We start from the raw sequence: 25,554 nt of genomic DNA, 5'->3' as shown, positions 1-25,554 counted from the left end.
ATTCGCGGTCTGCCAGGAGACTGTTCGGAAAATCAGAAGCCTTCGGATTTGAAGTAAACGATCTGGTGAGTGCTGGCGAGGAGCTCACCGTGCTCCCCCCAGAGCTCACCAACCTGGTCAAAATACCCCCGGAAATAGCGCTGTGCCCTGGCCACGCCCAGTAAGGGGCGGCTGCCCTGCTGTCTGAGCGATTCCGCGTCGCCATGGAAGTAGGTGGTCATGGAAACCGTGCCGACCAGGGCCCGCTGTTGTTGCCGTATGAATATGCGTGGGAAGAAGCAGTCACTCAGGGCCATCAGCGAGAGAAAGTCGAGCGGGCGTGGAGGTTCGTCCCGCATCCAGAGGGTGGAATGGGAATCTCGCTGGGCCGGCGCGGACCCATCGGGATGGAAGTGTCCGTCAACCACCCGGAATTCGTAATTGTTCATCCAGGGCCGGTACCCGGTAGTGTCCAGCACCTCCACCTTTGCAGGCTCCGGCACCTCTGGCATTTGGATATCCGAGCCCTCCCAGGAGTCCCGGCGGATGGCGAGAAACACAGTTCCGGTTATGGCCGGCTGGCCATGCTGGATCAGTTCAACCGTCCAGTGTTGGGTAGATCGATTGGTGCGGGCGGGCCGGGCGAGGATCTCGTAGTCGGTGTCATCAACCGGTCCGGCAAAGTTGATGGTCATACTGACCGGATCACCATGGCGTTTCGGATGGGACAGCACAGCGTTCAGCAGGGTTGAGGCGATAACACCGCCGAACGGACCGACCATATTAAAGTAGGACGGCGGGAACCGGCCCCGATATCGATCGTCGCCAAGAGACTCAAGGCTCGTCGCCTGATCCAGCGGATGGAGTGCACAATACTGCGTCATTTGAGGCTCCTGAGGAGGTTAATTCAGTCCGGATCGAGAATATCCAAAAGCCACTCCGGTGGCGAATCGATAAGGAACGTTGTTTCGCCTTCCACCAGCGTAGCGAGGGGCACAAAGGGGTCTTGTGCACTGGAATTGTCGAGGAAACGAACCTGATCGCACAAAGGTAACGCTTTTCGGACATTATCCAGAGTTCGTGGAATCCGGGTTGCCACCTTGTCGTCCGGTACCGAATGACCGCCCTCTTTAACCCTCTGGCCAATGCGAGCCCGGTTGAGCGAGACGGACGATACGTGTACGACCACCAGAATGATCTGATAGCCAAGGGCCCGGGCCTTTGCCAGAAAGTCCACTTTGGACACGTGGGAAAAAACCGTCTCGAAACAGAAACTACCGCCCTGGACGATGATGTCTTCCCGGATCGCATCGGCGTGGCGTGCGGCCTCGTAACTGTGGCCCTCCGGATCGTCGGGAAACATCTCCCGTGCGATGACATCGGCGTTGACGAACGGCATTCCCAGGGGCTCAAGGAAAAGGCGGTAAAACGTGCTCTTTCCGGCACCATTACCACCGACCACAACCCATAATTGCTTTTTGGTCAAAGAGTTGCCTCAGACTCTTCAGGAACAAACTGACCATCCAGGAAGTGTCCGATGCGAACGTTGCCCTGCCCGTCAATTTCCTCAAGCAAACCGGGGGACGAGGCAGACGCCTGGTAACGTACTCCGGAACCGGTCACCTGGCGCGCCAGTTCCCCGCTCTGCCGGCGCTGGTCCAGCGCCGCGAAGACTGCGTCCGGATTAACCGGCTCGCCTTTGATGGCTTCGATCTGAATCCTGGCAAGCCCCGAACAGATACGGGTAAGCATCTCGGGGCTGAGAACACGCGACACACGCTGCCCGATTTCCGCCCAGTACTCGATCTGTTCGGCGGTTGACCGATGCATCTGTCGGCCGGTCAGCGTGGCTTTTTCAACCAGGCCTGCTTCCAGGCGGAGCGGAGATTGTGCTTTGGCCATGGTCACCTTACCTCTCTCATCCAACACACAATACAATTGTAGCAGATCGCTACACCGCTTTCATACTGATCGACAGTGCGGGCAACGGCAACCCTATCGCTCTTGCGACTGGCGCGCCTCCACTTCCTTACGCGCATCTTCAAGGAAGGATTCAACGGTCTCGCCCGGCAGTAAAAGCTGCTTTTCGATCATGCGATCCCGCCAGGCGGAGTCCTCGAAGATACAACGGTAATGGTTGGGAAATTCCACATAGAGTCGCTTGAAATATTCCCGTGCAATCACCCGGTCTGCCCCCTCATCCCGGCGTGAATGCAGGATAGCCATGTTGTAGAGCGCTGCCGCCCTCACGGCATCGGGTTGGCCCTGATCCGAATAGATCGTTTCGAGACGACCCAGAACCTCATCAAAGCCAGTGAGACGGTACTTCTTGATGATTTCGACCGCTGAATCAATAACCCGGTCTTCCCCGTTCTCACAGGGCGAATCCGCGTGGTCCTTGATATAAGTATCTACCGCCTTTTCAACATCGTGTTGATGGGCGTAGTTCTGCTTCTGCTCGTAAACAAAACCCGTCCCGACAGCAGTTTCAATGGTTCCAGGCATGCAGCCGGAAATAAATACTGATATTACAGACACTAACAGTGCAAACCTTATATACAAGGTAAGGTTTTTAAAGCCCTTCATGGCCGATCTCCCTGAGTCATTCGTGTCAGATACGTATTATTTTTTGCGCGGTATTAGATCACGAACGACGACCGGGGAACGTGAGCCCTGTAGGAAATTCGGTGCGCGGATGTAAAAAAAGGGAAATGAAATGGTAGAGAGATCACTTTAAAGTGACGCCCGTGGTAATGCCGGGCGCCACAACCGGAATGCCCTATTGTCCGTTCGACAGTCTCGTGTAGAGTTCGTCCTTCAACTGAGCCCTCCATTGCTTCAGTCGATGCATTTTGTCATCACCAATGGGTCCTTCCCTCTTTTCCAGCCCTTCTATTTCCTGATCCAGCTCGGTGTAACGAGTCAGCTTTTCACTGAACCCGGTGTCGCTGGCCTTCAGTTCTTCAATCCTGTCCTTGAACTGGGGAAATTCCTTGTGGAGTTCATGGCTGGTAATACCCATCGTTATTAGCCTCCGTATATTGGTCAATAAGGAGCGTTCTGCTCCACCTTCATCATAGTAGAGATGGTCAAGTTCATGGGGGTCTTTGACAAATCGCTAATGCCCCCGTCGGGCCAAAGCTTATAGGATGTTGGTATTGGCTCGCCGTAGCCCGACAGAAATACCGTTCATCTGAGGAATCCAACGCATGACCTACGCCCGAATCATCGGCACTGGCTCCTATCTTCCGGAAAAAGTCCTGACCAATAAGGACATGGAGTCGATGGTCGATACCACGGACGAATGGATTCGGGAACGTACCGGTATCGAGCAGAGACACATTGCAGCGGATGGCGAAACCACCGTTGACCTTGCGGAGCAGGCGTCCCGGCGAGCGATAGAAGCGGCGGGCCTCAAACCCGACGACATCGATCTGATCGTGTTTGCAACCTCCACCCCTGACAAGATCTTCCCGAGTTCCGCCTGTATCCTGCAGGCCCGCCTGGACATTCATGGCTGCCCGGCCTTCGATATCCAGGCCGTATGCAGTGGTTTCGTCTATGCCCTCTCCGTGGCCGACAAGTTCATCAAGACCGGCAGCAGCAAACGGGCTCTGGTGATTGGCGCGGAAGTGTTTTCCCGCATCGTCAACTGGGAAGACCGTGGGACCTGCGTGCTGTTCGGCGATGGCGCCGGCGCCGTGGTGCTCGAGGCCAATGAAGAAACCGGCATTCTGTCCACACACATCCACGCAGACGGCCAGTACGAAGACCTGTTGCACGTTCCCTGCGGCATCGCAGACGGCTTTGACAGGGTAAAGGCCGGCCAGGCCTTTGTTGAAATGAAGGGTAACGAGGTGTTCAAGGTAGCGGTGAACACCCTCGGCAAAATTGTTGACGAAACCCTCGCTGCCAACAATATGGAAAAATCGGACGTTGACTGGCTGGTGCCTCATCAGGCTAACCTGCGCATCATCTCTGCCACCGCAAAAAAATTGAAGCTCGGCATGGACCGGGTGGTGGTCACCGTAAACAAGCACGGTAACACCTCCGCCGCCTCCATCCCTCTCGCGCTGGACGCTGCCGTCAGGGACGGCAGAATCCAGCGAGGAGAGACGCTCCTTCTCGAAGCGTTTGGTGGCGGTTTTTCCTGGGGCTCTGCCCTGCTTCGGTATTGATCCCCGGTTCCGCGACCGCCACCAGTTCGCCATCGTCACCCAGGCGGTACAACCACAGCCACTGATTGCGAACCAGGGCGGCAACATCGTCATGATCGTTCAGTATCTGATGAATCCGGGCTTCGGGCGCATCGATCACTACCGTCAGGCGCACCGGTTCGTGACGCCAATGGCGTCCATCGTGCACCGACTGAATGGGCAGACCGATTCGCAAATCGGCGCCATTGCCCTCAATGACACCGATATTCCCGCCAACCACGGAATGCAGGAGCTTATTGCCGGCACCGTAGACCTCCGGTGACACGACCGACGCGAAGTACTGCAAATTAATCCAGTTGGCAACAACCATCGGCGCGGTCATCAATCCCGCCAGGATCTTGCCGTCCTGATCCTTGTCCGGATCGTAGTCGTGCAGGAAGCAGCGCCCGCCAAGGTCTGTACCCCGACTGCGGGAACGCTTGGCAAAGATGATCGCCGCATTGTTCGCCAACCCCCATTCGGGACGGACTTCGGCCCAGTTCACCGTGCGCTTCTCCACGGCTTTCAAGAGATCATCGTCGGAAAGGCCATTCAGGCCAAGCGCACAGGCCCGCTCACGCCGAGCCGCGTTGCCCGCATCGGCGAAGGCCTCCTCCAGTTCCTGCAAACGGATGAGGTGCGAATCCGGCACCGTGTGTCGATCGAGGATCCTGACCCGATCTGTCACCGTGCAGTGTTCAGCGGCCACCGCGTGGCAGAAATCCGGAATCTGTATCCCCCGGGCGACAAGTCCGGCTCTCACGGCACGATCATTGATGAGCTCAGCCGCAATGCGGGCATTGACGCCCCCGCTTTTTCCTCCGCAGGCTCCACAAGCGAGACCGGCTTCGTTGGGATTATTGTCTGTATGGCTACCATGACCGACAAACAGGAGCAGACTCGCGAAATGGTCCGTCAGAGACATGCCTCTGAGCAGATTCTCTGCCAGATCCACCCGCTCCAGATCCCCGACCGGATCGCCACCATGGACGTGGTGCAGTCGCCCGTGAGCCTCGCCCTGATCCGGTTTCGAACGGGATCCATTACGATTCAGGCTGTCGCGCACCAGTTTCCAGGCCCAGGCCAGCCCCGTGGTTTCCACGAGCGTGAAGGTCGACAGGCTGCTGTATTTGGCACGACGAACCGTCTCACGATTCATTTCACGCTGATCCAGACGACGGTTGAGTTGCAGGTTCTCTTCATTCGTGCCGATCGTCTCGTTGAACCGGTAACGGGGCGCCAACAGGCCCGGGAGCCTGGGTTCCTCGTCTCCGGGTCCGGGCTTTTTATGCGTTACCGGAATACCGAAAAAGCCCGCGAATCCCAGCGTCTGAATGCCTGGCCGACCGTTTTCCAGATGACGACGGATTACCTCGGAACGAACGTCGATGCAGAATACGGCCTGGACCGCGGGGGTCATTCTTCCGGTATTCAGGTTGGCAGCGGCTTTGAGCTTCTGTTCCAGGCTCCTTGTCCAGGCCAGTTCATAGGCCCTTTGCCAGATCCAGCGATACGGGTCCGGGCCAGCAGCCTGGTCGCGGTGCCGTTTACGAGCCCTTTGCAATTCGGCTTTTCCTTCCACCGGCAGAGCTTCGGTCGCCCAGCGCTCCCAGACCAGGAAAATCGTCAGCAGCTCACAGCAGGTGGAGGAGTCTCGGCCTTCGAGCATCTCGCGCCAGTCCACACCACGACACCAGGAAGCCCAGCCAATCAGACCATAAAGGTGCCGTTGGGCGAGCGCGCGGAATTCGGACTCCGAAAAATCGAGCCCTTCCGCTGCCCACACTGCACTCTCTTCCCAGGACTGTGGCAGGTGCCCTTCAAGCTGTTCAGGACGCGGGATCCCGGTATTTCTCCAGATCATCGGATCGCGCGCAACGAGGTCCCGCCAATGGGCGTATAGCCCGTGATCCTGGCTTTGGCGGTTCCAGCGGGCCTGCCTCTGGTCAAAGTAACTCGCACAAGCCCGACCGATCTGCTCCTGGATCAACTCGATGGCCGGTGATCGACCCTTGGTAGAGGGAAGGTGTTCCGTAGCCGAAATGGCCTGGGAGGTGATCGGATCAACCTGATCCAGAGACGCGATCAGGCTACCCACCGTCGTACTGTGGTCCTGCTCGGCCAGAGCCGCCCTGAGATCACCCTCACGGATGCGTCCGCCCTCCCAGGCAGTCCGGTAGAAGTGAAACGGCATGAGAACATCAACACCGGCGTCGCGCGCCACTTTTTCGGCCGCATCCACGGCCCTCAGGTGGCGCAAACCCCACCAGGGATTTACGGCAATCCAGCGGTCCAGAGGCCAGGTGGGCGCAATGGTTTCGCAGACCTCGGACATCAACGAAATACTGTTCAACGATAGCGTCATGGGCACCTTGGCGTTCATGAATGTTCTCCTGCGGTAACCGGATAACCGGTCAGATGATGACGGCCGGATGTCGGGGCATTCAGCGCCCTGCTGGCCACTCGACGGGTCAGGTGTTCGAACGGTTGCTCAAGGAAGAGTCCCTGGCTGAAAGAAGCGTGCAGCGTACGCCCGATTCCTGAGTGACCGAAGTACACCACCAGAATGGACAGTGCGGTCAGCGATGCCAGAATGATCCAGCCACCGATCGTCGCCGCAGCGGGCAATACCATGTCCGTCCCGGACGAAAGTGCGGGGCTGACGATCATGTGCAGGGCCGCGTAGAGCGGGAGCAGTCCAAGCGCAATACCCGCCAGCAGCATACGACTCTTCATGCTGGCAACGTCCGGAATACCCAGGATGAGATTGACCACCGCCAGCACAAGCAGTCCGGCCAGTACTGATTTACCTTCCACCAGCCCCGGCCAGAGCCACAGGGCCCCGCCAGCCAGGACGCCACAGGTCATTGCCAGGGCGAAGACCGGGATGTGGAGACCACCCGGCTCGGTCACTCTGGCGGCGACCTTGACCGTACGCCCGGAAGCCAGGAAGGAATGCGCCTTGTAAAGCGAATGAGCCAGCAGGTGGAGTGCGGCCAGTGCATAGGCGCCCAGCGCGATCTCGAACAGCATGAACCCCATTTGCGAGATGGTCGACCAGGCCAGCGCGTGCTTGACCGATACCTGGGTCATCATTGTCACAACCGCGACCAGTGCCGTACCGCCGCCGATGACCAACAGGACTGCGTGGCCAGCGGTGAACCCGTCGAACACCGGAAAAAGTCGCAGCCAGAGAAAGCCACCCAGATTGATGATACCGGCATGGAGCAGTGCCGAAACCGGCGTAGGCGCTTCCATGACCCGGAGCAACCAGCCATGGAATGGCACCTGGGCGCATTTGATGGCCGCGGCCAGCGCCAGAAGCACTGAAGCTGTTTCGAGGCCGCCCGCCCCATCCGAATTCTGCACGCGGGAGGGATCAAGATCCTGAAGATGGAAACTGCCGTAGTGATTGGCGATCAGCAGAACACCGGCGATGACACAGATATCCCCCAGACGGCTGGCAATGAATTTTTGAGCCGCCGCCAACCGCGCCTGCGGACGATCCGGATACAGTGTGAGCAATTGGTGAAGGGAGAGGCTGACGCCAATCCAGGCACCTGCCAAAATCAGCAAATGGTCCGTGATGACCAGCACCTGGACACACGCCAGCGTCGCCAGGAACCAGGGCAGGAAAACATCCCGTGCCGGATCGCCCCGGAGATAATCCCGGGCATAGCGCAGAATGATCCAGCCGATGAACGCCACCATCAGGGACATCCACACCGCCAGACCGGCCGGGTATACCCCCAGATTGCGCCCGGTTTCGACCAGGGCTGCATCAAACAGCCAGCCATCGAGAACCCGCGCTCCGCCAACCACGGCTGCTCCAGCCATTGCGAAAAGGATCACGCCTTCGGCGACGCGCCAGCAGTGCTCGGTTTTCAGGGGGCTGCGAAACCACTGACACAGCAGGGCCAGCACAAAAACACCCAAGGGCGCGGCCAGCCACACGATGAGAGTGGCTAAGGACAGGTAGTTGATAGGTTGAGCCATGATTCACTCCCGGTTTGTCGTCAACGGTACTTTGCCGGGAATGACACGTTCTTAAAAATGGTTTATAAGTATCAAACCATTCACTTAAACCGAACAATGTGCCGTCGACGGGTCGGAGGCCGCCAGCCATGCGTCTGAATTACCACCACTTGTACTACTTCTGGACCGTCGCCCGGGTCGGCCACCTGACTCGTGCCGCCGAGTCCCTGCACATTTCACAATCCGCGTTGTCCGGGCAGATCCGGAAACTGGAGGAAAGCCTCGGTCACGATCTGTTCATCCGGGAGGGCCGCCGCCTCAAACTCTCCGAGGCCGGTCGCCTCGCCTTCAGCTATGCCGAAGCTATTTTCCAGCAGGGCGAAGAACTGGGCGAACTGTTTCGCTCCGGCATGCTCGCCAAACGGGATGTGTTGAAAGTCGGCGCAGTGGCGACCCTGTCCCGAAATTTCCAGGAAGGGTTTCTTCGCCCCCTGCTCGGCCGCAAGGATCTCGACCTGAAGCTTCAGAGTGGCAGCCTCGACGACCTCCTCCGTCGACTGTCTGCCCATCGACTGGACCTGATTCTGTCGAACCAGCCGGTCCAGGGCGACGAGCAGAACCCGCTGCGTTCCCGTCGACTCGCCAGGCAGCCTGTGAGCGTGATCGGGCCGCCGGGGGATTCGGAAATGTCGGAGGTTCCACGGTCACTCAATGGCAGAACACTGATTGTGCCGGGCCCCGACAGCCATATCCGACAGGCATTCGACCAGCTCTGCGAATACCATGGCATCTATCCGACGATCATCGCCGAGGTGGATGATATGGCCATGATGCGCCTTCTGACGCGGGACACCGGGCATTTTGCCGTGTTACCACGAGTGGTTGTCCGCGACGAGCTCAAGACGGGCGTACTCCAGGACTATGGCGCCCTGCCCGGTGTTTTCGAAGAGTTTTACGCCATCAGCATCCGGCGGCAGTTCCAGCAGGCACTGGTCACACAGCTGCTGACCCAACCCGCCGAAGAACTCCTGACCTTCGCGCCAGAGCCCGCGTAAACTGGGCTTTCTGACCATCGTTTCTGGCGGTTATGGTCATAGTCCGGGTGGCTGGACGGACCCTATACTGAGGACACAATCAGAAAAATACGCGAGCGTCCCCGAGTATGCCGAGTTCAGCCCCTTCCTCCCCGTCCATCGTTATCATCGGAACCGGCTTTGGTGGCCTGGGGATGGCCATCAAGCTCAAGGAGGCGGGGTATCACAATCTGACGCTGCTGGAAAAATCCGACCGGATCGGCGGGACCTGGCGGGACAATACCTACCCGGGTGCCGCCTGTGATGTTCAGTCCCACTTCTACTCCTATTCGTTCGAACCCAAGCACGACTGGTCCAGAAAATTCGGCCTGCAGCGTGAAATTCTCGGCTACATGGAACACTGCGTCGAAAAATACGGGTTACAGGGCCACATTCGCTTTGATAGTGAAGTGACGCGGGCGGAATTTGATTCATCGGCCAATGTCTGGCACATCACCCTGTCTAACGACACCAGGCTTCGGGCCGACATTCTGATCACCGCCACCGGCCAGCTAAACCAGCCAGCAATTCCCGACCTGGAGGGGCTGGACAGGTTTGAAGGCACCCTGTTCCATTCCGCGCGCTGGAACCACGATTACAACCTGGAAGGCAAACGTGTGGCGGTCATCGGAACCGGCGCCAGTGCCATACAGTTTGTGCCGGAGATCGCCAGGCAGGTCGACCGCCTGTATCTTTTCCAGCGCAGCGCCGCCTGGGTCCTCCCCAAACCGGACCGTCCGTTTTCATCACTGGAACACTGGCTATTCCGACGCGTGCCCGCCTGGGACAGGCTCTACCGGTATCTGATCTACTGGAAAAACGAGAGTCGCGCACTGGCGTTTACCCGCTTCAACAGGCTGCTCGATGTCTTTGCCTGGCAAGCGCGTCGGGAAGCTCGCAGGCATGTCTCCGACCCGGTCAAGCTCAAGAAAATCGTTCCGGACTACCAGATCGGCTGCAAACGGATCCTGATTTCCAACGACTGGTATCCGGCCATTAACCGCCCGAACGTTGATCTGATCACTGACGGTATCGAGAGGCTTGTGCCGGATGGCATTACTACCCGTTCCGGCCATCATTACCCGGTGGACGCCATTATCCTTGCCACCGGCTTCCGCGCGTCCGAATTCCTTTCACCGATGGAGATTACCGGCCGAGGAGGAAAAACCATCAATGAGGCCTGGCGCGACGGTGCCAAAGCCTACAAAGGGATCGCAGTGAGTGGATTTCCCAATTTTTTCATGCTGTATGGGCCCAATACCAACCTCGCGCACAATTCCATCGTGTACATGCTGGAATCCCAGTTCCGGTATGTTCTCGATTGCCTGAAAAAGCTGCAGGAGCACCCGGGTTCGGCAATGGATGTCAGGGCCGAAGCCCAGGATGCATTTGCAGAGCAGGTCCAGCAGGACCTCAAAACCTCTGTCTGGAACGCAGGATGCCGTTCCTGGTACCTCGATAAAAATGGCAAAAACTCCGTGAACTGGCCGGGCTTCACCTTCTCTTATCGCCTGGCCACACGTCACGCCCGGGAAGAGGATTATCAATTCTTGTCGCCCGGGCATTGAATCGGCCTGTTAGCGGAGTGGTCATTGAATTATGCGCATATTCATAGGATGATTGGATCATCGGCTTTACGGATGATCCTTTATGCTGGAAAAAATTCGAAAGGGATCGCTGGTTGAAACCGCGATCCAGAGCCTGCGGCAGGCCATCGAAGGTGGTGACTGGCGAGTTGGCGACAAACTCCCTGTGGAGTCCGATTTGTCTGATTCACTGGGCGTCGGACGGAATACAGTGCGGGAAGCCGTTCGGGTATTGGTACACGTCGGCATGCTGGAAACCCGTCAGGGTGACGGAACCTACGTTCGCGCGACCCGGGATGCCGGTGAAACCCTGAGACGTATTGCCCGCACCCAGCTGGCGGATCAGCTGGAAGTCCGGATCATGCTGGAATCAGAGGCCGCAAAACTGGCTGCGGACAGGCGAACAGAGGCAGATCTGAAGTTAATGTCCGACGCCCTGGATGCGAGGGCCCGGTCTGCAGATCAGCTGGAGGAGCGGATCCTTCATGACCAGCGGTTTCACCATGCCGTTGTTAAGGCGTCCCACAACCCTGCCCTGGTCGAATTGTACGATTACTTTTCCCACGGGATCGGGGAAACCATCGAACGCACTGAAAAAGACGCCGATCTGCCGGAACCCTCCCAGGAAGAACACGAGCTGTTGCTCGCGGCCATCCGTCGGGGTGACGCTGCCCGGGCAGCCAGTCTCGCGCGGGCGCTGCTAGACCCGAGCCTCAGCGTTTTAAAATCCGGAGCCAGGTCCCGATGAACAGACTCCGAATCGATCTCTTTACCCTGCTTCTTCTGGGCGCCATTGTCCTCGCTTCATTTTTGCCGGTTACAGGCAACGCTGCCGACGGGCTGGCCCTGGCAGGCTCCGTGGCGGTCGCCCTGCTCTTCTTCTTCCACGGGGCCGCCCTCTCCCGGGAACAGATCGTGGCAGGTGCCACACACTGGCGACTGCACATTCTCATCACCAGCCTGACGTTTGTCTTTTTCCCGCTCGCGGTGCTGCCCATCAACGGCCTGTCCGGCATCATTCCCCAATGGATGCCCGCCGACCTGGGGCTGGGCTTTCTCTACCTGGGTGTCCTGCCGTCTGCTGTTTCGTCTTCCATTGCCTATACCGCCATGGCCAGGGGCAACGTTCCGGCCGCCATTTGCAGCGCCGCTGCCTCCAACGTGTTTGGAATGATGCTGACGCCCTTCCTGCTGTTGTTGGTGGTGAGCACGTCCGGGACCGGGGATTTTTCCGTTGGTCAGGCGCTGAAGGACATCGTCATCCAGCTCCTGTTGCCCTTTGCGGTAGGCCATGCACTCAGGCCGTGGCTCGGGGGATATCTCGCTCGTAACGAGAAACTCATGGCGAAATACGATCAGGCCGTTATCTGGTTGATCGTATATTCGGCATTCTCCCATTCTGTGGAAAGCGGCCTCTGGCAAAACCTGCCGATTCAGGCCATCGTCTTTGCGATACTGTTGTGCCTGGGGCTTCTGGCGCTGTTCATGCTGATGGCGCGTTTTCTGGTGCGCCGGTTTGGATTCAGCCTTGAAGACGAGACGGCCGTGGTCTTTTGCGGGTCCAAAAAGAGTCTGGCATCGGGATTGCCAATGGCAAAGGTGCTGTTTTCCGGACATCCCGGGTTCGGCATGATCGTATTACCGATCATGTGCTACAACCAGATCCAGGTTATCGTCGGGGCAATCCTTGCCCGGAAATACCGCGAGAAGATCGAGGCAGCCCACCGGTCAGTGGCCGCCCATGCCCCCGAAAATGGCGGCGAGGATCGCTAGACCAATGATCCAGCCAACCACCGCCGGCCAGAAATTGACCATCTGCGGCGGCTGCTCTTCGTCATCATCTGGCCGATCGGGTTCTGCCATTACGCCGGGTTCGTCCGGTTCCGGAACAGCCTTTAGGGAATGCCACTCAAACCAGTCCCCGAGAAAGCGCGCAACCGGCGCCGGCAAACCGCCATTTTCCGCAGTCGGTTTCAGCTGGGCTTCGAGACGCTCTGCAATGGCCGACCTGACAGCGGGTTTGTCAGCCGGCGGTTCACAGAGAATCGCCTTCCAGATACCGACATCCTCACTGCGTTTACTATCATTCAGGAGCGCGTTGACCTGGATGACCACCTCACGGACAACCTGACCATCCTGAGCATCCAGCGGCTGGGGCTCGGCGTGGGAAGATTCAGACTGAACCGAGGGTGAAGCGACGGGCATTTCTGGTTCGGAAAGCGGCTCCCCCAGGGCTTCACGAAGGGCATCCGCGAGTCGCCGGGATTCCTCTTGCGATGCAAACTTGAGCTGCTGCTCGTAGGCTGCACGGATTCGCTCCCGATCCTGTGTCGGCTCTATTCCCAGTATGTCCCAGCAACTCATTCGGCAATCACTCCCGTGCGGTCTTGGTATGACTAAAGAGATTACATTATTTCAAAGACAAATATGGACGGGTCCCTTACGATAGGGACATAAAAAATCTGTAACCAAAAATCAGGCTTTCACTGTGCTCGGCAAGACAAATTATAAAACGATATCCACGACCGTTACGAACTCCGGTTTCACAGAAAACCCGCTCCATCGCGCGATTTCAACCTCCATTCGACCGCTCTGGATTCTTGGTGGCTCACTGCTACTTCTATCCTCCAATGCCTGGTCCCAGGAGGCAGGCAGCACCACGTTATCGCCGGACACCGGATTTTACGGATTCGACCAAAACGTACCGGAAGTATTAACGACGACACGACTGCGACAGCCCAAAGTTCGGGTTCCCGGATCTACCACGGTCATCGACGGGGATATGATCCGTGACCTGGGCGTCATGAGTCTCGCAGAGATCTTCCGCCTTGTGCCCGGCATGGTAGTGACCGCTGTCGGTAGTGATCAACCCGTGGTCACCTACCATGGCACCGTTCACTACGAACAGCGGCGCATGCAGGTTCTGGTGGATGGGCGAACTGCCTATCGCACTACCCTGGCGGACATGGACTGGCAGAGCATGCCGGTCCCCCTGGAAATGATCGAGCGGGTGGAAGTGGCACGGGGACCCAACTCGGCGGCGTACGGCATCAATGCCTTTCTGGGAACGATCAACTTTATTACCCGGGATCCTGCGGACACTGCCGGTGTTGAACTGCGCACCGTTCGTGGCTCCCGGCAGTATATGCGCAGCTTCGCGTCGGTCGGCGACGCCAGCAGCGATTACGACTGGCGGGTGGCGTTTGAAAAGCGTCAGTCGGATGGGTTTGACTACGCCATAAAACACAATTCCGATACCGGCCGATACGACCAGAATCCGTACCATAACGGCCACGACATGAACGTGCTCAACTACGATTCCCGGTTAAACCTCAACTCCGGATTCAACGCCGAGTTCCGCGCGGGCGTGGTCGACGGGATCAATGAGGAAGACCGTCTGGAAGATGGCGAACTGAACGCCCAGGAAAACCCCGACATCGATGTTCGGGACCTGCACATGCAAACCAAGCTCAATTTCACGCCCTCTTCCGATCATTTTTACCATCTGCAGATCAGCTACGAGAGTTTTAAACGGCATCAGCGCTGGCACATACTGCAGCCTTCGAGCGTGCTCACCTGTCTGGACAATGGCACGCCATTGGTCGCGAACCCCGGCACCTGCTTCGATCCCTCGACGGACCCTTTCACAGCGTTGGTTAACGCCGATATCGAGGACTCCCGACTTGAATTTGAACTGCAGGATACCCGGGTTTTCAACCCGGACCTGAAACTGGTTTCCGGTATTGGCTACCGCGAAGATACCTACACTTCCGAGACCTATTTCAGTGGCACCGGGCATGATTACCAGAGCCGTGTCTTTGGAAACCTGGAATACACCCCCGTCCACTGGCTGACACTCAATGCTGGGGGCAACTGGGAGCGGACCACGACCACGCACGACGATTATTTTTCACCGAGGTTGGCGGCCAACTTCGTGCTGAACTCTCATCATGCGCTACGCTTTGTGTATTCAGAGGCGGTCAGGACACCGGATTCCTATGAGCAATCCCCGGACTACGGCTATACGTTGCGCGATATCGCACCCTCTCAATTCTCCGTGTATGACGGAATTCGCGCTGACACCACAGACCTCCTGGAAGACCCTGCCACGTCGACACTTGGCCAGAAGCTGGATGCGGAGCGGATTGTCTCCCGAGAAATCAGCTATTTTGGCCAGTTTCCGCTCGACGAAGGCATGTTCCAGCTCGAGGTCCGCGCGTTCGATGATCATATGAGGGATATGATCAGTGGGTTCATTTCCTTCGATACCTGGAACATCGACAACAATGTCGCCATCGACCAGCAAGGATTCGAGGTTGAAGCACAGCTCCAGTTTCCCGGCACGACGCTGCGGACGACCTATGGCTACCTGGACCAGGATGGATGGTATACCGGTCCGTCAGACGTGTCGCAAAAGGTTCAGAACAAAGCCGTCAGTCTCATGAGCCGCTTGTCCGCAAGGCACTCCGGCAGTGTCGCGGCCATTCAGGAATTGCCCTATAACCTGAAATTCTCCAGTGCCATGTACTGGGCGAATAACATAAACGACACGCTGTCTCAGCGAATTGACTTCCGTCTGGCCAAGACCTTTTACATGCCTCGGGTTACCGGTCAGCTGGCGATGACGATGCAGCATTACGTGAACGATGAACCGGTGCTGCGCACCGATAACAACATCAAGGATCCAAATCAGTTTTACGTTGAAGCCGGTTTGAGATTCTGACGTATAACAGGGAAAGGACACGTTGACCCGGGATGGTATGAGGCGAACATTCGGCATTTTCTGCAACAAAGGGAACCTTTGGCCCGCTGGGCCAGCCTGGCTGGCGCTGATGTTGGCTTTGGTGATGGTTACCCTCGGTGAACCCGCCGTTGCGCAGGAACCCCCGTCGCGGACGGTTTATGTTGCCGGTTCCGGCAACACTGCTCTGGATCAGCATGTGTTTGACCTGTTCCAGACGGCGTTCGGGCCGAACACGGAACTGCGAAGCATCAGTGATGAGCAGTCGGCGCTGATTGACAATGAGCCGATTATCGCGATTGGCCCCAAGGCCTTCTCGCATATTCGTCAGACCAACCGTGACGCGTCGGTCCTCGCATTCCTGGTTCAGAAGTCCTTCATTCAGAAATACACGGAGGAATATCCCGGTCAGATCTCGGCCGTATTCTATGACGTTCCCCTTCTGCGCCAGGCACTGGCAGGAAAAGCCATACTTCCCCATGCAAGCCGGATTGCGATACTGGCCTCGCCCGAATCGGTGGGCGTTTACGAGCCGCTCCTTGATCAATTGCCGGCGTTTGATCTGCAAGCCCGTGTCTTCGTGGTTGACTCGATGGACCGGCTGATCCCGACCCTGGTAAGAGCTCTCAATTATGGCGATTTTCTGCTGGCATCCCACGACGAGAGTATTTACAACCCCCGCACAATCAAACACATCCTTTTAACGGCGTACAGGCGCAACCGTATTGTTATTGGTCCCAGCCAGGCCTATGTCAAAGCCGGATCGCTCGCCTCCGGGTATGCTCCCTTCCAGGAGATGGCCGACGTTGCCGCGCAGCTTATTGGACGGTTTTTCGAAACTGGCCGTTTGCCGCCTCCAACATACCCTCAGGACTATCGAATATCGTTGAACCGTCAGGTGGCCCGCTCTCTTAATATTCCGCTGCCAGACGCCAACGAGATTACCCGGCTTATTAACGATGCCCTGGCGCAACACGGGAGGGACGAGGATGAGTAAGGCCTCCACACAATCTGCTCCCCTGTCCCGCAAGCTATTGGTTCTGGGCGCCCTCCCTGCCGTCGTGATGTTCATCGTGCTCATGGGCTTCTTCACCTCGGCACGGCTGGAGGATGCCCGCCAGAATCTGACCAACACCGGTCAGATGTTGGCGGACAGTCTCGCTCCGGCCCTCGAATACCCTGTCGTCTCCGGAAACCGGTCGGCCCTTGAAAAGTTGCTTACTCAGTCGCTGAAACACAGTGATGCGGATTGGGTAAGAGTGACGGACGTACTGGGAGAGGAAGTCGGCCTGGTCACGGCCCCCGGTGCTTCCGGCCCCGGTGCGGGTCGACACTTTCTCACGTTCAAATCCGAAATCCTGCAACAACCGCTTCAGATCGGTTCCAATGAGGCCAACGAGTGGTTCGAACTCGAGTATGGATTTGATACCGGAGCGCTTCGCGTGGGAACCGTGGAGGTTGCGGTCAGCACGCGTTCTCTCGAAGCCAAGCGGCAGGATATTCTCTGGACCTCCATTGCGGTCGGTGTGGCACTGCTGCTGTTCACCATTCTGTTGATCCGGCACTTTCTCGGATCCATTCTCGCACCTATCCATGGGCTCTCTGCCAGAATTGGACGGCTGATCGACCGAGATTACCGGCAATCACCCATATCGGATCACAAAAACTCCCGGGAAATCATCAACCTGGAAGAACAACTCAATACGCTTTCTCAACATCTTGATTCCCTTGAAACTGGCCGGGATCAGGTACTCGCGGCGTCCGAGGCGGCCCGTGAAAAGGCGGAGATGGCCAGCCACGCCAAGTCCGAGTTTCTGGCGACCATGAGCCACGAACTCCGGACACCACTCAACGGCGTATTGGGTATGGTTGATCTGGTCCAGGAAGAACCGTTGACGCCACGGCAACGGGACTATCTGCAAACCGCCCGGCAATCCACCGAAGACCTGCTCACAGTGATCAGCGATATTCTGGACTACGCCAGGATGGACAGCGGATCCCTTGAGCTGGATAACCGCGAATTCGACCTCCGGGAACTGATCACCAATTGCTCCGCATCGTATCGCCATACGGCGGAACAACAGGCGTTGGTTCTGAATCTGACCTTCTTCGGCGAGTGGCCCGATCGCCCGGTCGTTATCGGAGATGCCGCCCGCCTGCGACAGATCCTCGCCGGCCTGCTCGACAACGCCATCAAATTTACCGGCGAAGGCTTCATTAATATCCAGGCTGGCTGCTTTCCTCTTGAGGACAACTGTATCCTGCTGAACTGCTCGGTCAGTGATTCCGGCACGGGGATCCCCAACGACCGGCTACACGATATTTTCAACTCGTTCGAACAGTTGGAGACTGGCAGTACCCGGGGCTATGGCGGGACCGGAATGGGGCTCGCACTGGTTCAAAGGCTGGTGGAACTGATGGGCGGGCACATTCAGGTGGAAACGGACTTTGGAAAGGGATCCTCATTCCGTTTCGAGCTCCCCTTCGAGTTGGCCTCGCCGGGAGAAACCGCTCCGGCATCGCCTCCGGTCAGATCCCGTGAGCCTGTGGAAGGGAGCAATCATGCCCTGGTCGTCGAGGACAACGCCGTCAACCAGCGGGTCGCCTCGGCGATGCTGTCCCGTCTCGGATTCCAGACGGACACGGCCGAAAACGGCAAGCAGGCCGTGGCCATGGTCAAAGGCAATCACAGAGGCTATGACGTGATCCTGATGGATTGCCAAATGCCGGTCATGGACGGCTACGAAGCAACGAGGCATATCCGTGAATGGGAGCAGAGCAATGGCCAGCTGGGGACTCCAATCATCGCTCTGACGGCCGATGTCCTGCCAGGTACCGAGGCAACCTGTCTGGAAAACGGTATGAACGGCTATCTGGCCAAGCCAGTGAGGAAAGAAAAGCTACGGGAAGTGCTGAGTCGGTGGTTGCCGGTTTGAATGCGCTCGTCCTTGAGCGACAGTTTCTCGATAAAGATCAGGCGACCGGCTCTCTCATCGTGACAAATTCCTCGGCCGAGGTCGGATGAATGCCCAGGGTTGAGTCAAACTGGGCCTTGGTCGCACCCGCCTTGATGGCGACCGCCAGTCCCTGAGTGATCTCTCCGGCATCGGGGCCCACCATATGGGCGCCCAGAACCCGATCGGAATGCTTGTCGACGACCAGCTTCATCAGGCACCGTTCGTCCCGCCCACTGAGGGTGTGTTTCATGGGGCGGAATTCAGACTTGTAGATGGCCAGGTCGTAGCCTTCGGCTCTCGCCTCGCTCTCCGTGAGGCCAACAGTACCGATATTGGGCTGGCAGAAAACCGCGGTCGGAATGGCCGAGTAGTCCATCTCGCCCTGCCCGTCGCCAAACAGGCGGCGGGAAAGAACCATTGCCTGGGCCAGGGCCACCGGTGTGAGCTGTGGGGTGCCGATCACATCGCCCAGCGCGCTGATGGAGGGAACTGCTGTCTGGAAATGCTCATCCACCACAATCTGGCCAGACTCATTGAGTTCCACGCCCAGTTCCGTGAGCCCAAGACCATCTACCAGGGCCCGGCGACCGGTCGCGGCCATGACCAGTCCGGTCTCCAGTACCTCTCCGTTGGTGAGTTGAACCTTGTATTGTGTGCCCGACGATTCGACGGATTCGATGTTCGTATTGAACTGGAGCTGAATGCCCTTCTTCCGCATTTCCTGTTCGGTGAAGCGACGGATATCGTCATCAAATCCCCGGAGGAACAGCTCTCCCCGATAGATCAGCGTTGTTTCTACTCCGAGCCCGGCCAGAATGCCGGCAAACTCGACCGCGATGTAGCCACCACCCCAGACCACGGCGTGCTTGGGAAGTTGAGGCAAATAGAACATCTCATTGGAGGTCAGGATGTATTCCTTGCCCGGCACCTCCGGAATGATGGGCCAACTTCCGGTTGCCACCGTGATATGGCGGGCGCTGTAGACGGAATCGCCAACCACGACGGTATTGGCATCCTGGAGTGACGCGGTACCCTGGATGACGGTGACACCCGCATTCTCCAGCAGGCGGCCGTAGATGCCGTTGAGGCGTTCGATTTCAGCATTTTTGTTGGCCACCAACGTCGACCAGTCGAATGTGACATCGTCGACCGGGACGTTCCAGCCGTAACCTGCAGCGTCTTCCAGGTCTTCATGGACGTGGGCGCCATACACGAACAGCTTTTTGGGGACGCAGCCCACGTTGACGCAGGTTCCACCGAGATACCGCGATTCAACCACCGCCACACGGGCACCCCGCTGGGCAGACATTCTGGCCAGGCGGACACCACCGGATCCGGCTCCAATAACAATCAGGTCATATTCCTGGTCAGACACAGCGTCTCCTATTGAAATGATGGACTTTAGCCGGGCTCGCTGGCCTTGGCCTCGTTAACCGCAGCCGTTTCCCGAAACAGGACATGATCCTCGAAATCGCCCAAACGGACTTGTCCGAGGCTGCGGAATCCCTCGGATTCGTAGAAAGGCAGGTACCGGCTGTTACCGGTATCCAGAACAATCCCGCTCCCCCTTGGGTTATCCGCACAGACCCGCTCTATGGCCTTGAGTAGCATGCGGCCATAGCCACGATTCTGGTACTTCGGATTCACCCCCATCAGAGGCAACTGGTGAGCCTGCGGCTGGGGCAGAAGATTTCTGATCTGCTCGTGATAATCCATGTAACGGCGCGTCGACGCAAATCCCGTCGTCAGGACCATGCGAATGCGCCAGCTGAGCTGTTCGGTCAGGTTCATACGAACCTCTGGCTCGCCGATAAATGCCACCGCCACGAGCGAATTGTCGACCATGACGCCCACGGCATCATGATTGTGTTCGAAATACAGATCTATCAACTCCCGGACCGTCGCCCGAACCCGTTGATCGTAACCCGGCTTCCTGTGGTCGAAAAGATACTGAAAGGTGGGTTCGCCACGATAGGCGTGGTAGAGGATCGACTGGGCTTCGTTACGAGCGGTTTCGTCCAGACGAACGATCACTGGTTCCGGGCTGTTGTTGTCATTATCGGTGCCGTCACTCATGGCTCTCTCCTTTAAATCGCCAGGGTCAAACGAACGGATACCAGGCCGGGATTGTTACCACGATCCATCGCGGCCTGATCGATCACTACACCATGTTGGGTATTGAGCTGTTCCAGCCAGGCCGCGACGCTCGAATAGGGTACGCCGTCCAGCCAGACCCGGATCGCGTCATCACCGCTTGGCTCGAATCGCTGCAGGGCAAGCCCGGATTCCCGGGCGGACCTGGTTACCAGCGCCATCAGGGCGCGCCCGTCCGCTGGCTTGTCCGAGCCGGTTGCCTGTTGACTTGCCGACGCCCCTGCCAGGCTCCGGATTGCCGACTGATTGGCCTGCATCCAGGACAGGCGCTCCGCGGCATTTTCCCGGGCACTTGCCGCTCGCTCTTCAAACCCCGAAACCGGTCGCCAGACCGCGAAGTAAAGCAACCCCAGCATCACCGCTACGGCCAGGACCAGCAACGCCTGCTGATCCCTCCTGGACAGCTGATCATACTGGGTAATCAGTTTGCTGATTACAGGTTGTTCCTTGAGTCGCTCCAGCATGCCTAGCCTCCCGATACCGTAAGCCGGCCGCGGGTACCGCCGGATTCATTGACGACCGAACCAATCTCGGCCTCCAGACCTTGCGAAGACAGCCCATTCCGAAGCGCGCTCAGGCGGTCATAGCTGTCCGCGCGCAGGTCGACCACCAACTCGCCACGGGTACGGCTGAAATTCACGGAATTGAACGTCACCGAGCCGGAAGACGGCAATCGGGAATACTGTTCTCCAGTGTATTTCATCAGCGCAATGAACCCCAGCTCCTGTCCCTGGGAACCGGCGACCCGGAGCCGCCCTTCGATCACTCGCCGCAGATTGCCGGCGTGGGTCTTGGTATCGTTGGGGAATACCTTGTGGTATTCAGCCATCGCCTGCTCATCGAGTTTTTCAGCCTGCTTCTGATAATAAAAGCCCATTCCCGCTTCCAGCGCTACCTGAACAACAAACCAGATGGCTGCTACCGCCACCAGGGGCTTCCAGGGACCGAGGGTACTGGTTCGACCTGCCTTGTTGGAAAAGGCCCCCTGGCAAAGATTAATGGGGCGGCAAAGGTGGTGATAGTAGGCGTGGGCAAGCAGTTCCAGGGGACGGATTTCGAGCGTTTCGGTTTTCACCGCCAACCGTCCCTGTGACCGGAGATCCGAAACCAGAGCCTGCTGGAATGCCAGCTCCTCCTCGGTGCCATACAGGGTAACCGGAACCTCCGCGACCACGTCTTCGCTGGAGGGCACCGCCAGCGTTCCCGCAAACATGCCAAGGTTGGTGGCCTGCATCGCCAGCCATTCGCCCCGCTCACTGATCAGCATGACGCCATCGCCATCCAGACAGATTGACCATCCCCCTTCGGTAGACGGCAAGAGAGAGGCATCGGGATACACGGCTTCAAGCCGCGCGTTGTGCCAGTGACTGAACAGGGCCACCCAGTTTGCCATCGCCTGACGATCGATTGCAGCGACCCGGTACCCCTGGTCACCATGATCACCAAGAGCGAGGTGCACCGTGTCGATATCCTGCGCAATCTGTTCTTCGACGGCATAGGGTAACGCCTGTGCGATAAAACGGTTTTGCCGGGCAGGAATATCGGCGACGCAGAACAGAGCCTCTTCACCGGGAATCAGGCCGATCAACAGGACGTTATCAAGCGCATTCTGGGAAAGCGTCTGCTCGATGGCATCCCGAGTGTCGGCGGTTCCACGGGCCTGGATATCGCCACTGGCATCCTGCAGGGCCCACTGGAACAACTGCGCTTCGGCGTTTTCAGCGACGTCCGCAAACGGTGGAACCGGCCGGACAAAAAGGCGATAAGACATGGTTATCCTTCTGAAATAGTGTAAGGCTCTTTGGTAATCCGGTTTTTCTGCCCGGTATCCCGGCTGATCGTGCGGACTTTGCCTTCGCCATTACGAAACACGGTACTGACCATGGTCACAACCCGATTATCGTAGGTAATCCTTGAAACAACTTCAAAAAAACGGGTCTGAACCGTCAACTCTGCAGCCGTGAGCCCAAGCCCCGCGAATTCCGGCAACGCCAGAAAGTCCTGCACATTCTCGAAAGGCTGCTCTTCGCGTTTCTTCAGCACCGATTCGATATCCGACTCCGAGAGTTTCTCATGCAGGGACTGCAACACCGGACCACTGGCCGTGTTCACATTGATGCCCACACCACTGACCGGTACGGCTGCTACGTAGGGCTTGAGTGCCTGGTAAATCTCTTCGGTCATTCCTTCCACAAGCCGCAATTCCGTCACGCTGGTGAAAGGCTGGTTCGCCGCGCGATAGCCCGGGTCGGCCATCAGGTACTGACCGTCCTCGGCGCCATAGGCGCTGATGGTCTGATCGTTGGCGTCGATCCAGTCGATCAAGGTGTCCGCGGAAATCCCGTTAATGCCCAGCGCTTGCAGCAACCGGGCAAAACGGTCTTTTGCCAGCGTATCGACCTGGCCGCTGGCAGTGACCAGATCGTTGAGGTTGAAACGGCCACCGAGATCATCGATCTGGACTTCCACGACGCCATTCTCGTCCAGCGGAAGGATGGCGGAATTACTGGCCCAGACTTCATCGAGGCTGTCCACCATGGCGTTATCGTCCTTGTCGTCCTCGAAATCACGGGTGAGGATGCGCCGGGCAAACGACTCAGCCCCAAGAGCGATACTGTAGCCCTGCTGCTGCGCCAGGTAATGGCCCGCTTTGAACACCCGGATGTTCAATTGTCGGGTCATGCCAGCCGCGAGCATCACCACCAGCGCGAGGGCCAGCAGCACCATGATCAGGGCCACGCCTCTCTCTTCGCGGATTCCACCGGCGTTTCTGCTCAAGCAACGACTCACGACTGCCCTGCTCCCTGCTGCGCGCCGTTGTTCTCCGCAGGAGGTTGTTGGTTTTCCCCCGCGCCGGTGGCCGCTTCATTGGAACGATTGACCTCGCCCTGTGCCTCGGCAGCGTCAAAATCCGGAAGCGCAAACGTTCTCACCAGTCGGCCGAATCGCTTGTGTTCGAGTGTGATCTCAATGCCTTTTGGTAATGGAAAGTCCGGTCGCGCGCCCGGATCTGCGCTTGCGAGATCTTCGTTCAGTGGCCAGTCGTCGTGCCAGTTACCCTGATCGTCAAGGAATCGCAACTTGAAGCTGGTCACCTGGTCCAGCAGGAGCACATCTTCACTGTTGTCCTCCTGACCCTGATCGACGTTCGGCCAGTATCGACGGCGCAACTCGTCACCGGTGTATTCCCAACCCACGCGTTGCAGGGTGCTGCGCCGAAGCCCGAGGGGGTTCCGCCAGCCCTGCCGGGTCAGCATCAGGGAGAACCCGTCATCCCGGGTGGTCAAGGCAGGCTGGAAATCGCCATAAAGATCCCTCGCCGGACGGTTTACCACCTGGGTAATGTCCCGCTCGAGGAAAAGCATGGTTTTCTCCAGGCCATCGAATTGCTCGGCCAGTTCGTTGACACGATCCCGGGACGTGACCACGCCGTGGATCACCTGCCAGACACCCAAGCCAATGATCGCCGTAATCGCAACGGCGATCAGGACTTCCATGAGCGTAAAACCGGCCGCGCGTTTCATTGCTCACCCACGAACGCCGTCAGCGTATGAACCGGCACCGGATCGGCCCGGTCACCCACGTACTTTTCGACGGAAACCTCCACCCGACGCATGGTGGGTTCCGCCGTACCCTTGACCGTCGTGGTCACCCGCCACCGGTAGCGGCCGTAATCGAGGTCACTGGAATTTTCGGAGATACCGGGCAATGCGTCCTGCAAACGGATCTCATTGATGCGATTATCGGCAATCCAGCCAGCGAGCGTCTTGTCCCGGACCCGTTCATAACTGGAAATATACTGGCTCCCGACCTCGGCGGACGCCGCCGCTATCAGGCCGAAAACCAGTAGCGCCACGAGTACTTCGATCAGCGTGAATCCCCTGGCCCGCCCCATCAGCGATCTGCCTCTTCGCCGGGTTTTCGCCACTGGACACCGGAGACGCCGTCCGACTCCAGAATCTGTTTCTGATCGGGATTTCCTGCCACGGTGAATTCAACCTGGAAAGGGGTGGTTTCGCCGCTGGAGAAAAAGACGATATCCGGCAGGGTTCGATCCTCCCCGGACGCCAGTTTCGGCGCATCGTTCTCGATAAATTTGGTGACGACCAGCCAGTCGGGAAAAGTACGCGCACTGAACAGGCGCTGATCCTCGGGTTTCCAGTCACCTTTCTGGTCCTGGAACGCGAGAAATTGGTAGCCGTCCTCATTGACCGTAACGCCGAGTTCCTGATTGTTCAGTACGGCCTGATCGCCTGCGGTCTGCATCAGCAGATACAACTCCTGAACCTGATTTTCCAGCTGGCGCTGCTGGGAACTGCCGCCGAGGGTAAACACGGCAAGGGAGGCCAGCAGACCGACCACGATCAGTACAACCAGAATCTCAATCAGCGTAAAGCCGGCCGCACCAGTCCCCTGCTTTGACACCAATCAGTCCCGGGCCTGCCACACGCTGAGGTCCGCGGCATCACCCTCACCGCCTTCCTGACCATCGGAACCGTAGGAATAGAGATCGTAAGGGCCCTCGGTGCCCGGACTCACGTACTGGAATTCATTCCCCCAGGGATCCTCGGGTACGTTCTTCATGTAGCCCTCAGGGTTCCAGTTCTTCGGCTCGGGGCTTCCGCTGGGTTTCGAAACCAGGGCTTCCAGCCCCTGTTGCGTAGAGGGATACTGACTGTTATCCAGCCGATACAGGTCCAGAGCACTCTGGATGTTCTTCAACTGAGTCTTGGCAATGGTTACTTTTGCCTCATCACTCCGCCCCATGATGTTGGGTGCGACGATGGCCACCAGCAACCCCAGGATGACCATGACTACCATGATCTCGATAAGGGTGAAGCCCTGGCTTCTGGACAGTTTGTTCATAGTCTTGCTCTTCATCGTTTCACTCGT

The 25,554-nt window shown here is 57.9% G+C and carries 25 protein-coding genes; 8 read left to right on the top strand and 17 right to left on the bottom strand.

The window, feature by feature from the left end:
- Positions 1–32 precede the first annotated feature (32 nt).
- The 5 genes from MSNKSG1_RS05625 to MSNKSG1_RS05605 all read right to left on the bottom strand — a co-directional run bounded on the left by MSNKSG1_RS05625 (position 33) and on the right by MSNKSG1_RS05605 (position 3,001).
- Complete coding sequence (locus MSNKSG1_RS05625) at positions 33–863, bottom strand: acyl-CoA thioesterase (RefSeq protein WP_008938280.1); 831 nt, start codon at positions 861–863, stop codon at positions 33–35.
- A gap of 23 nt (positions 864–886) precedes the next feature.
- Entirely contained in the window at positions 887–1,465 is a 579-nt protein-coding gene (locus MSNKSG1_RS05620) for an AAA family ATPase (protein ID WP_083870974.1), read from the bottom strand.
- On the bottom strand, positions 1,462–1,881 hold the full coding sequence (locus MSNKSG1_RS05615) for a TA system antitoxin ParD family protein (RefSeq protein WP_008938278.1): 420 nt from the start codon (positions 1,879–1,881) through the stop codon (positions 1,462–1,464). The genes MSNKSG1_RS05620 and MSNKSG1_RS05615 overlap by 4 nt, the downstream gene beginning before the upstream one ends.
- A 93-nt stretch (positions 1,882–1,974) precedes the next feature.
- Positions 1,975–2,484 carry a hypothetical protein gene (locus MSNKSG1_RS05610; protein WP_008938277.1) on the bottom strand — a complete coding sequence of 170 codons (510 nt, stop codon included), beginning with the start codon at positions 2,482–2,484 and terminating at the stop codon, positions 1,975–1,977.
- A 274-nt stretch (positions 2,485–2,758) separates the two neighbouring features.
- On the bottom strand, positions 2,759–3,001 hold the full coding sequence (locus tag MSNKSG1_RS05605; RefSeq protein WP_008938276.1) for a YdcH family protein: 243 nt from the start codon (positions 2,999–3,001) through the stop codon (positions 2,759–2,761).
- A 187-nt stretch (positions 3,002–3,188) separates the two neighbouring features.
- Between MSNKSG1_RS05605 and MSNKSG1_RS05600 the strand changes: the two genes are divergently transcribed.
- Positions 3,189–4,157, top strand: a complete 969-nt coding sequence (locus MSNKSG1_RS05600) for a beta-ketoacyl-ACP synthase III (RefSeq protein WP_008938275.1) — start codon at positions 3,189–3,191, stop codon at positions 4,155–4,157.
- Here the strand turns inward: MSNKSG1_RS05600 and MSNKSG1_RS05595 are convergent.
- A complete protein-coding gene (locus MSNKSG1_RS05595) occupies positions 4,066–6,558 on the bottom strand; it encodes a YbcC family protein (RefSeq protein WP_008938274.1) in 2,493 nt (830 codons plus the stop codon). The two genes, MSNKSG1_RS05600 and MSNKSG1_RS05595, sit on opposite strands and share 92 nt — an antisense overlap.
- Positions 6,555–8,171: an NADH-quinone oxidoreductase subunit L gene (locus tag MSNKSG1_RS05590; RefSeq protein ID WP_008938273.1), complete on the bottom strand. Its 1,617-nt coding sequence runs from the start codon at positions 8,169–8,171 to the stop codon at positions 6,555–6,557. The genes MSNKSG1_RS05595 and MSNKSG1_RS05590 overlap by 4 nt, the downstream gene beginning before the upstream one ends.
- Before the next feature lie 128 nt (positions 8,172–8,299).
- On the opposite strand from MSNKSG1_RS05590, the gene MSNKSG1_RS05585 reads away from it, so the two are divergent.
- From MSNKSG1_RS05585 to MSNKSG1_RS05570, 4 genes are all read left to right on the top strand, one after another.
- Positions 8,300–9,205: a LysR family transcriptional regulator gene (locus tag MSNKSG1_RS05585; protein ID WP_008938272.1), complete on the top strand. Its 906-nt coding sequence runs from the start codon at positions 8,300–8,302 to the stop codon at positions 9,203–9,205.
- A 107-nt stretch (positions 9,206–9,312) separates the two neighbouring features.
- Positions 9,313–10,791, top strand: a complete 1,479-nt coding sequence (locus MSNKSG1_RS05580) for a flavin-containing monooxygenase (protein ID WP_008938271.1) — start codon at positions 9,313–9,315, stop codon at positions 10,789–10,791.
- 82 nt (positions 10,792–10,873) lie between these two features.
- Complete coding sequence (locus MSNKSG1_RS05575; RefSeq protein ID WP_008938270.1) at positions 10,874–11,557, top strand: FadR/GntR family transcriptional regulator; 684 nt, start codon at positions 10,874–10,876, stop codon at positions 11,555–11,557.
- Entirely contained in the window at positions 11,554–12,582 is a 1,029-nt protein-coding gene (locus MSNKSG1_RS05570; RefSeq protein WP_008938269.1) for a bile acid:sodium symporter family protein, read from the top strand. The genes MSNKSG1_RS05575 and MSNKSG1_RS05570 overlap by 4 nt, the downstream gene beginning before the upstream one ends.
- On the opposite strand, the gene MSNKSG1_RS05565 is transcribed toward MSNKSG1_RS05570, so the two are convergent.
- Positions 12,538–13,173 (bottom strand): hypothetical protein, encoded by a 636-nt coding sequence (locus MSNKSG1_RS05565; protein ID WP_040886659.1) that lies wholly within the window; start codon positions 13,171–13,173, stop codon positions 12,538–12,540. The two genes, MSNKSG1_RS05570 and MSNKSG1_RS05565, sit on opposite strands and share 45 nt — an antisense overlap.
- Positions 13,174–13,297: 124 nt before the next feature.
- On the opposite strand from MSNKSG1_RS05565, the gene MSNKSG1_RS05560 reads away from it, so the two are divergent.
- Genes MSNKSG1_RS05560 through MSNKSG1_RS05550 form a run of 3 tightly spaced genes read left to right on the top strand, consistent with a single transcriptional unit; the run spans position 13,298 to position 18,486 of the window.
- Positions 13,298–15,532, top strand: a complete 2,235-nt coding sequence (locus MSNKSG1_RS05560) for a TonB-dependent receptor plug domain-containing protein (RefSeq protein WP_227497959.1) — start codon at positions 13,298–13,300, stop codon at positions 15,530–15,532.
- A 37-nt stretch (positions 15,533–15,569) separates the two neighbouring features.
- A complete protein-coding gene (locus MSNKSG1_RS05555; RefSeq protein ID WP_008938265.1) occupies positions 15,570–16,547 on the top strand; it encodes an ABC transporter substrate-binding protein in 978 nt (325 codons plus the stop codon).
- Positions 16,540–18,486 (top strand): ATP-binding protein, encoded by a 1,947-nt coding sequence (locus MSNKSG1_RS05550; RefSeq protein ID WP_008938264.1) that lies wholly within the window; start codon positions 16,540–16,542, stop codon positions 18,484–18,486. Before MSNKSG1_RS05555 ends, MSNKSG1_RS05550 begins: the two co-directional genes overlap by 8 nt.
- Before the next feature lie 37 nt (positions 18,487–18,523).
- Here MSNKSG1_RS05550 and gorA read toward each other — a convergent pair whose 3' ends face one another.
- The 9 genes from gorA to gspG are packed head-to-tail and all read right to left on the bottom strand — an operon-like array spanning position 18,524 to position 25,542.
- On the bottom strand, positions 18,524–19,882 hold the full coding sequence (gorA, locus tag MSNKSG1_RS05545; protein ID WP_008938263.1) for a glutathione-disulfide reductase: 1,359 nt from the start codon (positions 19,880–19,882) through the stop codon (positions 18,524–18,526).
- Between the two features lie 26 nt (positions 19,883–19,908).
- Complete coding sequence (locus tag MSNKSG1_RS05540) at positions 19,909–20,583, bottom strand: GNAT family N-acetyltransferase (RefSeq protein WP_008938262.1); 675 nt, start codon at positions 20,581–20,583, stop codon at positions 19,909–19,911.
- Positions 20,584–20,594: 11 nt separating this feature from the next.
- A complete protein-coding gene (gspM, locus tag MSNKSG1_RS05535; protein ID WP_008938261.1) occupies positions 20,595–21,125 on the bottom strand; it encodes a type II secretion system protein GspM in 531 nt (176 codons plus the stop codon).
- A gap of 2 nt (positions 21,126–21,127) precedes the next feature.
- The gene (gspL, locus tag MSNKSG1_RS05530; protein WP_008938260.1) at positions 21,128–22,432 is read right to left on the bottom strand and encodes a type II secretion system protein GspL; all 1,305 of its coding nucleotides are present in this window, start codon (positions 22,430–22,432) and stop codon (positions 21,128–21,130) included.
- Positions 22,433–22,434: 2 nt separating this feature from the next.
- Positions 22,435–23,439: a type II secretion system minor pseudopilin GspK gene (gene gspK, locus MSNKSG1_RS05525; protein ID WP_040886658.1), complete on the bottom strand. Its 1,005-nt coding sequence runs from the start codon at positions 23,437–23,439 to the stop codon at positions 22,435–22,437.
- An 8-nt stretch (positions 23,440–23,447) separates the two neighbouring features.
- On the bottom strand, positions 23,448–24,185 hold the full coding sequence (gene gspJ / locus MSNKSG1_RS05520) for a type II secretion system minor pseudopilin GspJ (protein ID WP_008938258.1): 738 nt from the start codon (positions 24,183–24,185) through the stop codon (positions 23,448–23,450).
- Positions 24,182–24,556: a type II secretion system minor pseudopilin GspI gene (gspI, locus tag MSNKSG1_RS05515; RefSeq protein ID WP_008938257.1), complete on the bottom strand. Its 375-nt coding sequence runs from the start codon at positions 24,554–24,556 to the stop codon at positions 24,182–24,184. Before gspI ends, gspJ begins: the two co-directional genes overlap by 4 nt.
- A complete protein-coding gene (gene gspH, locus MSNKSG1_RS05510) occupies positions 24,556–25,089 on the bottom strand; it encodes a type II secretion system minor pseudopilin GspH (protein ID WP_008938256.1) in 534 nt (177 codons plus the stop codon). The genes gspI and gspH overlap by 1 nt, the downstream gene beginning before the upstream one ends.
- On the bottom strand, positions 25,090–25,542 hold the full coding sequence (gene gspG / locus MSNKSG1_RS05505) for a type II secretion system major pseudopilin GspG (RefSeq protein ID WP_040886683.1): 453 nt from the start codon (positions 25,540–25,542) through the stop codon (positions 25,090–25,092).
- Positions 25,543–25,554: the final 12 nt, after the last annotated feature.

Origin of the sequence: Marinobacter santoriniensis NKSG1 (assembly GCF_000347775.1) — a bacterium.
In the GTDB taxonomy this organism is placed as follows: Bacteria; Pseudomonadota; Gammaproteobacteria; order Pseudomonadales; family Oleiphilaceae; genus Marinobacter; species Marinobacter santoriniensis.
This window is presented reverse-complemented; position numbering and strand designations above follow the sequence as displayed.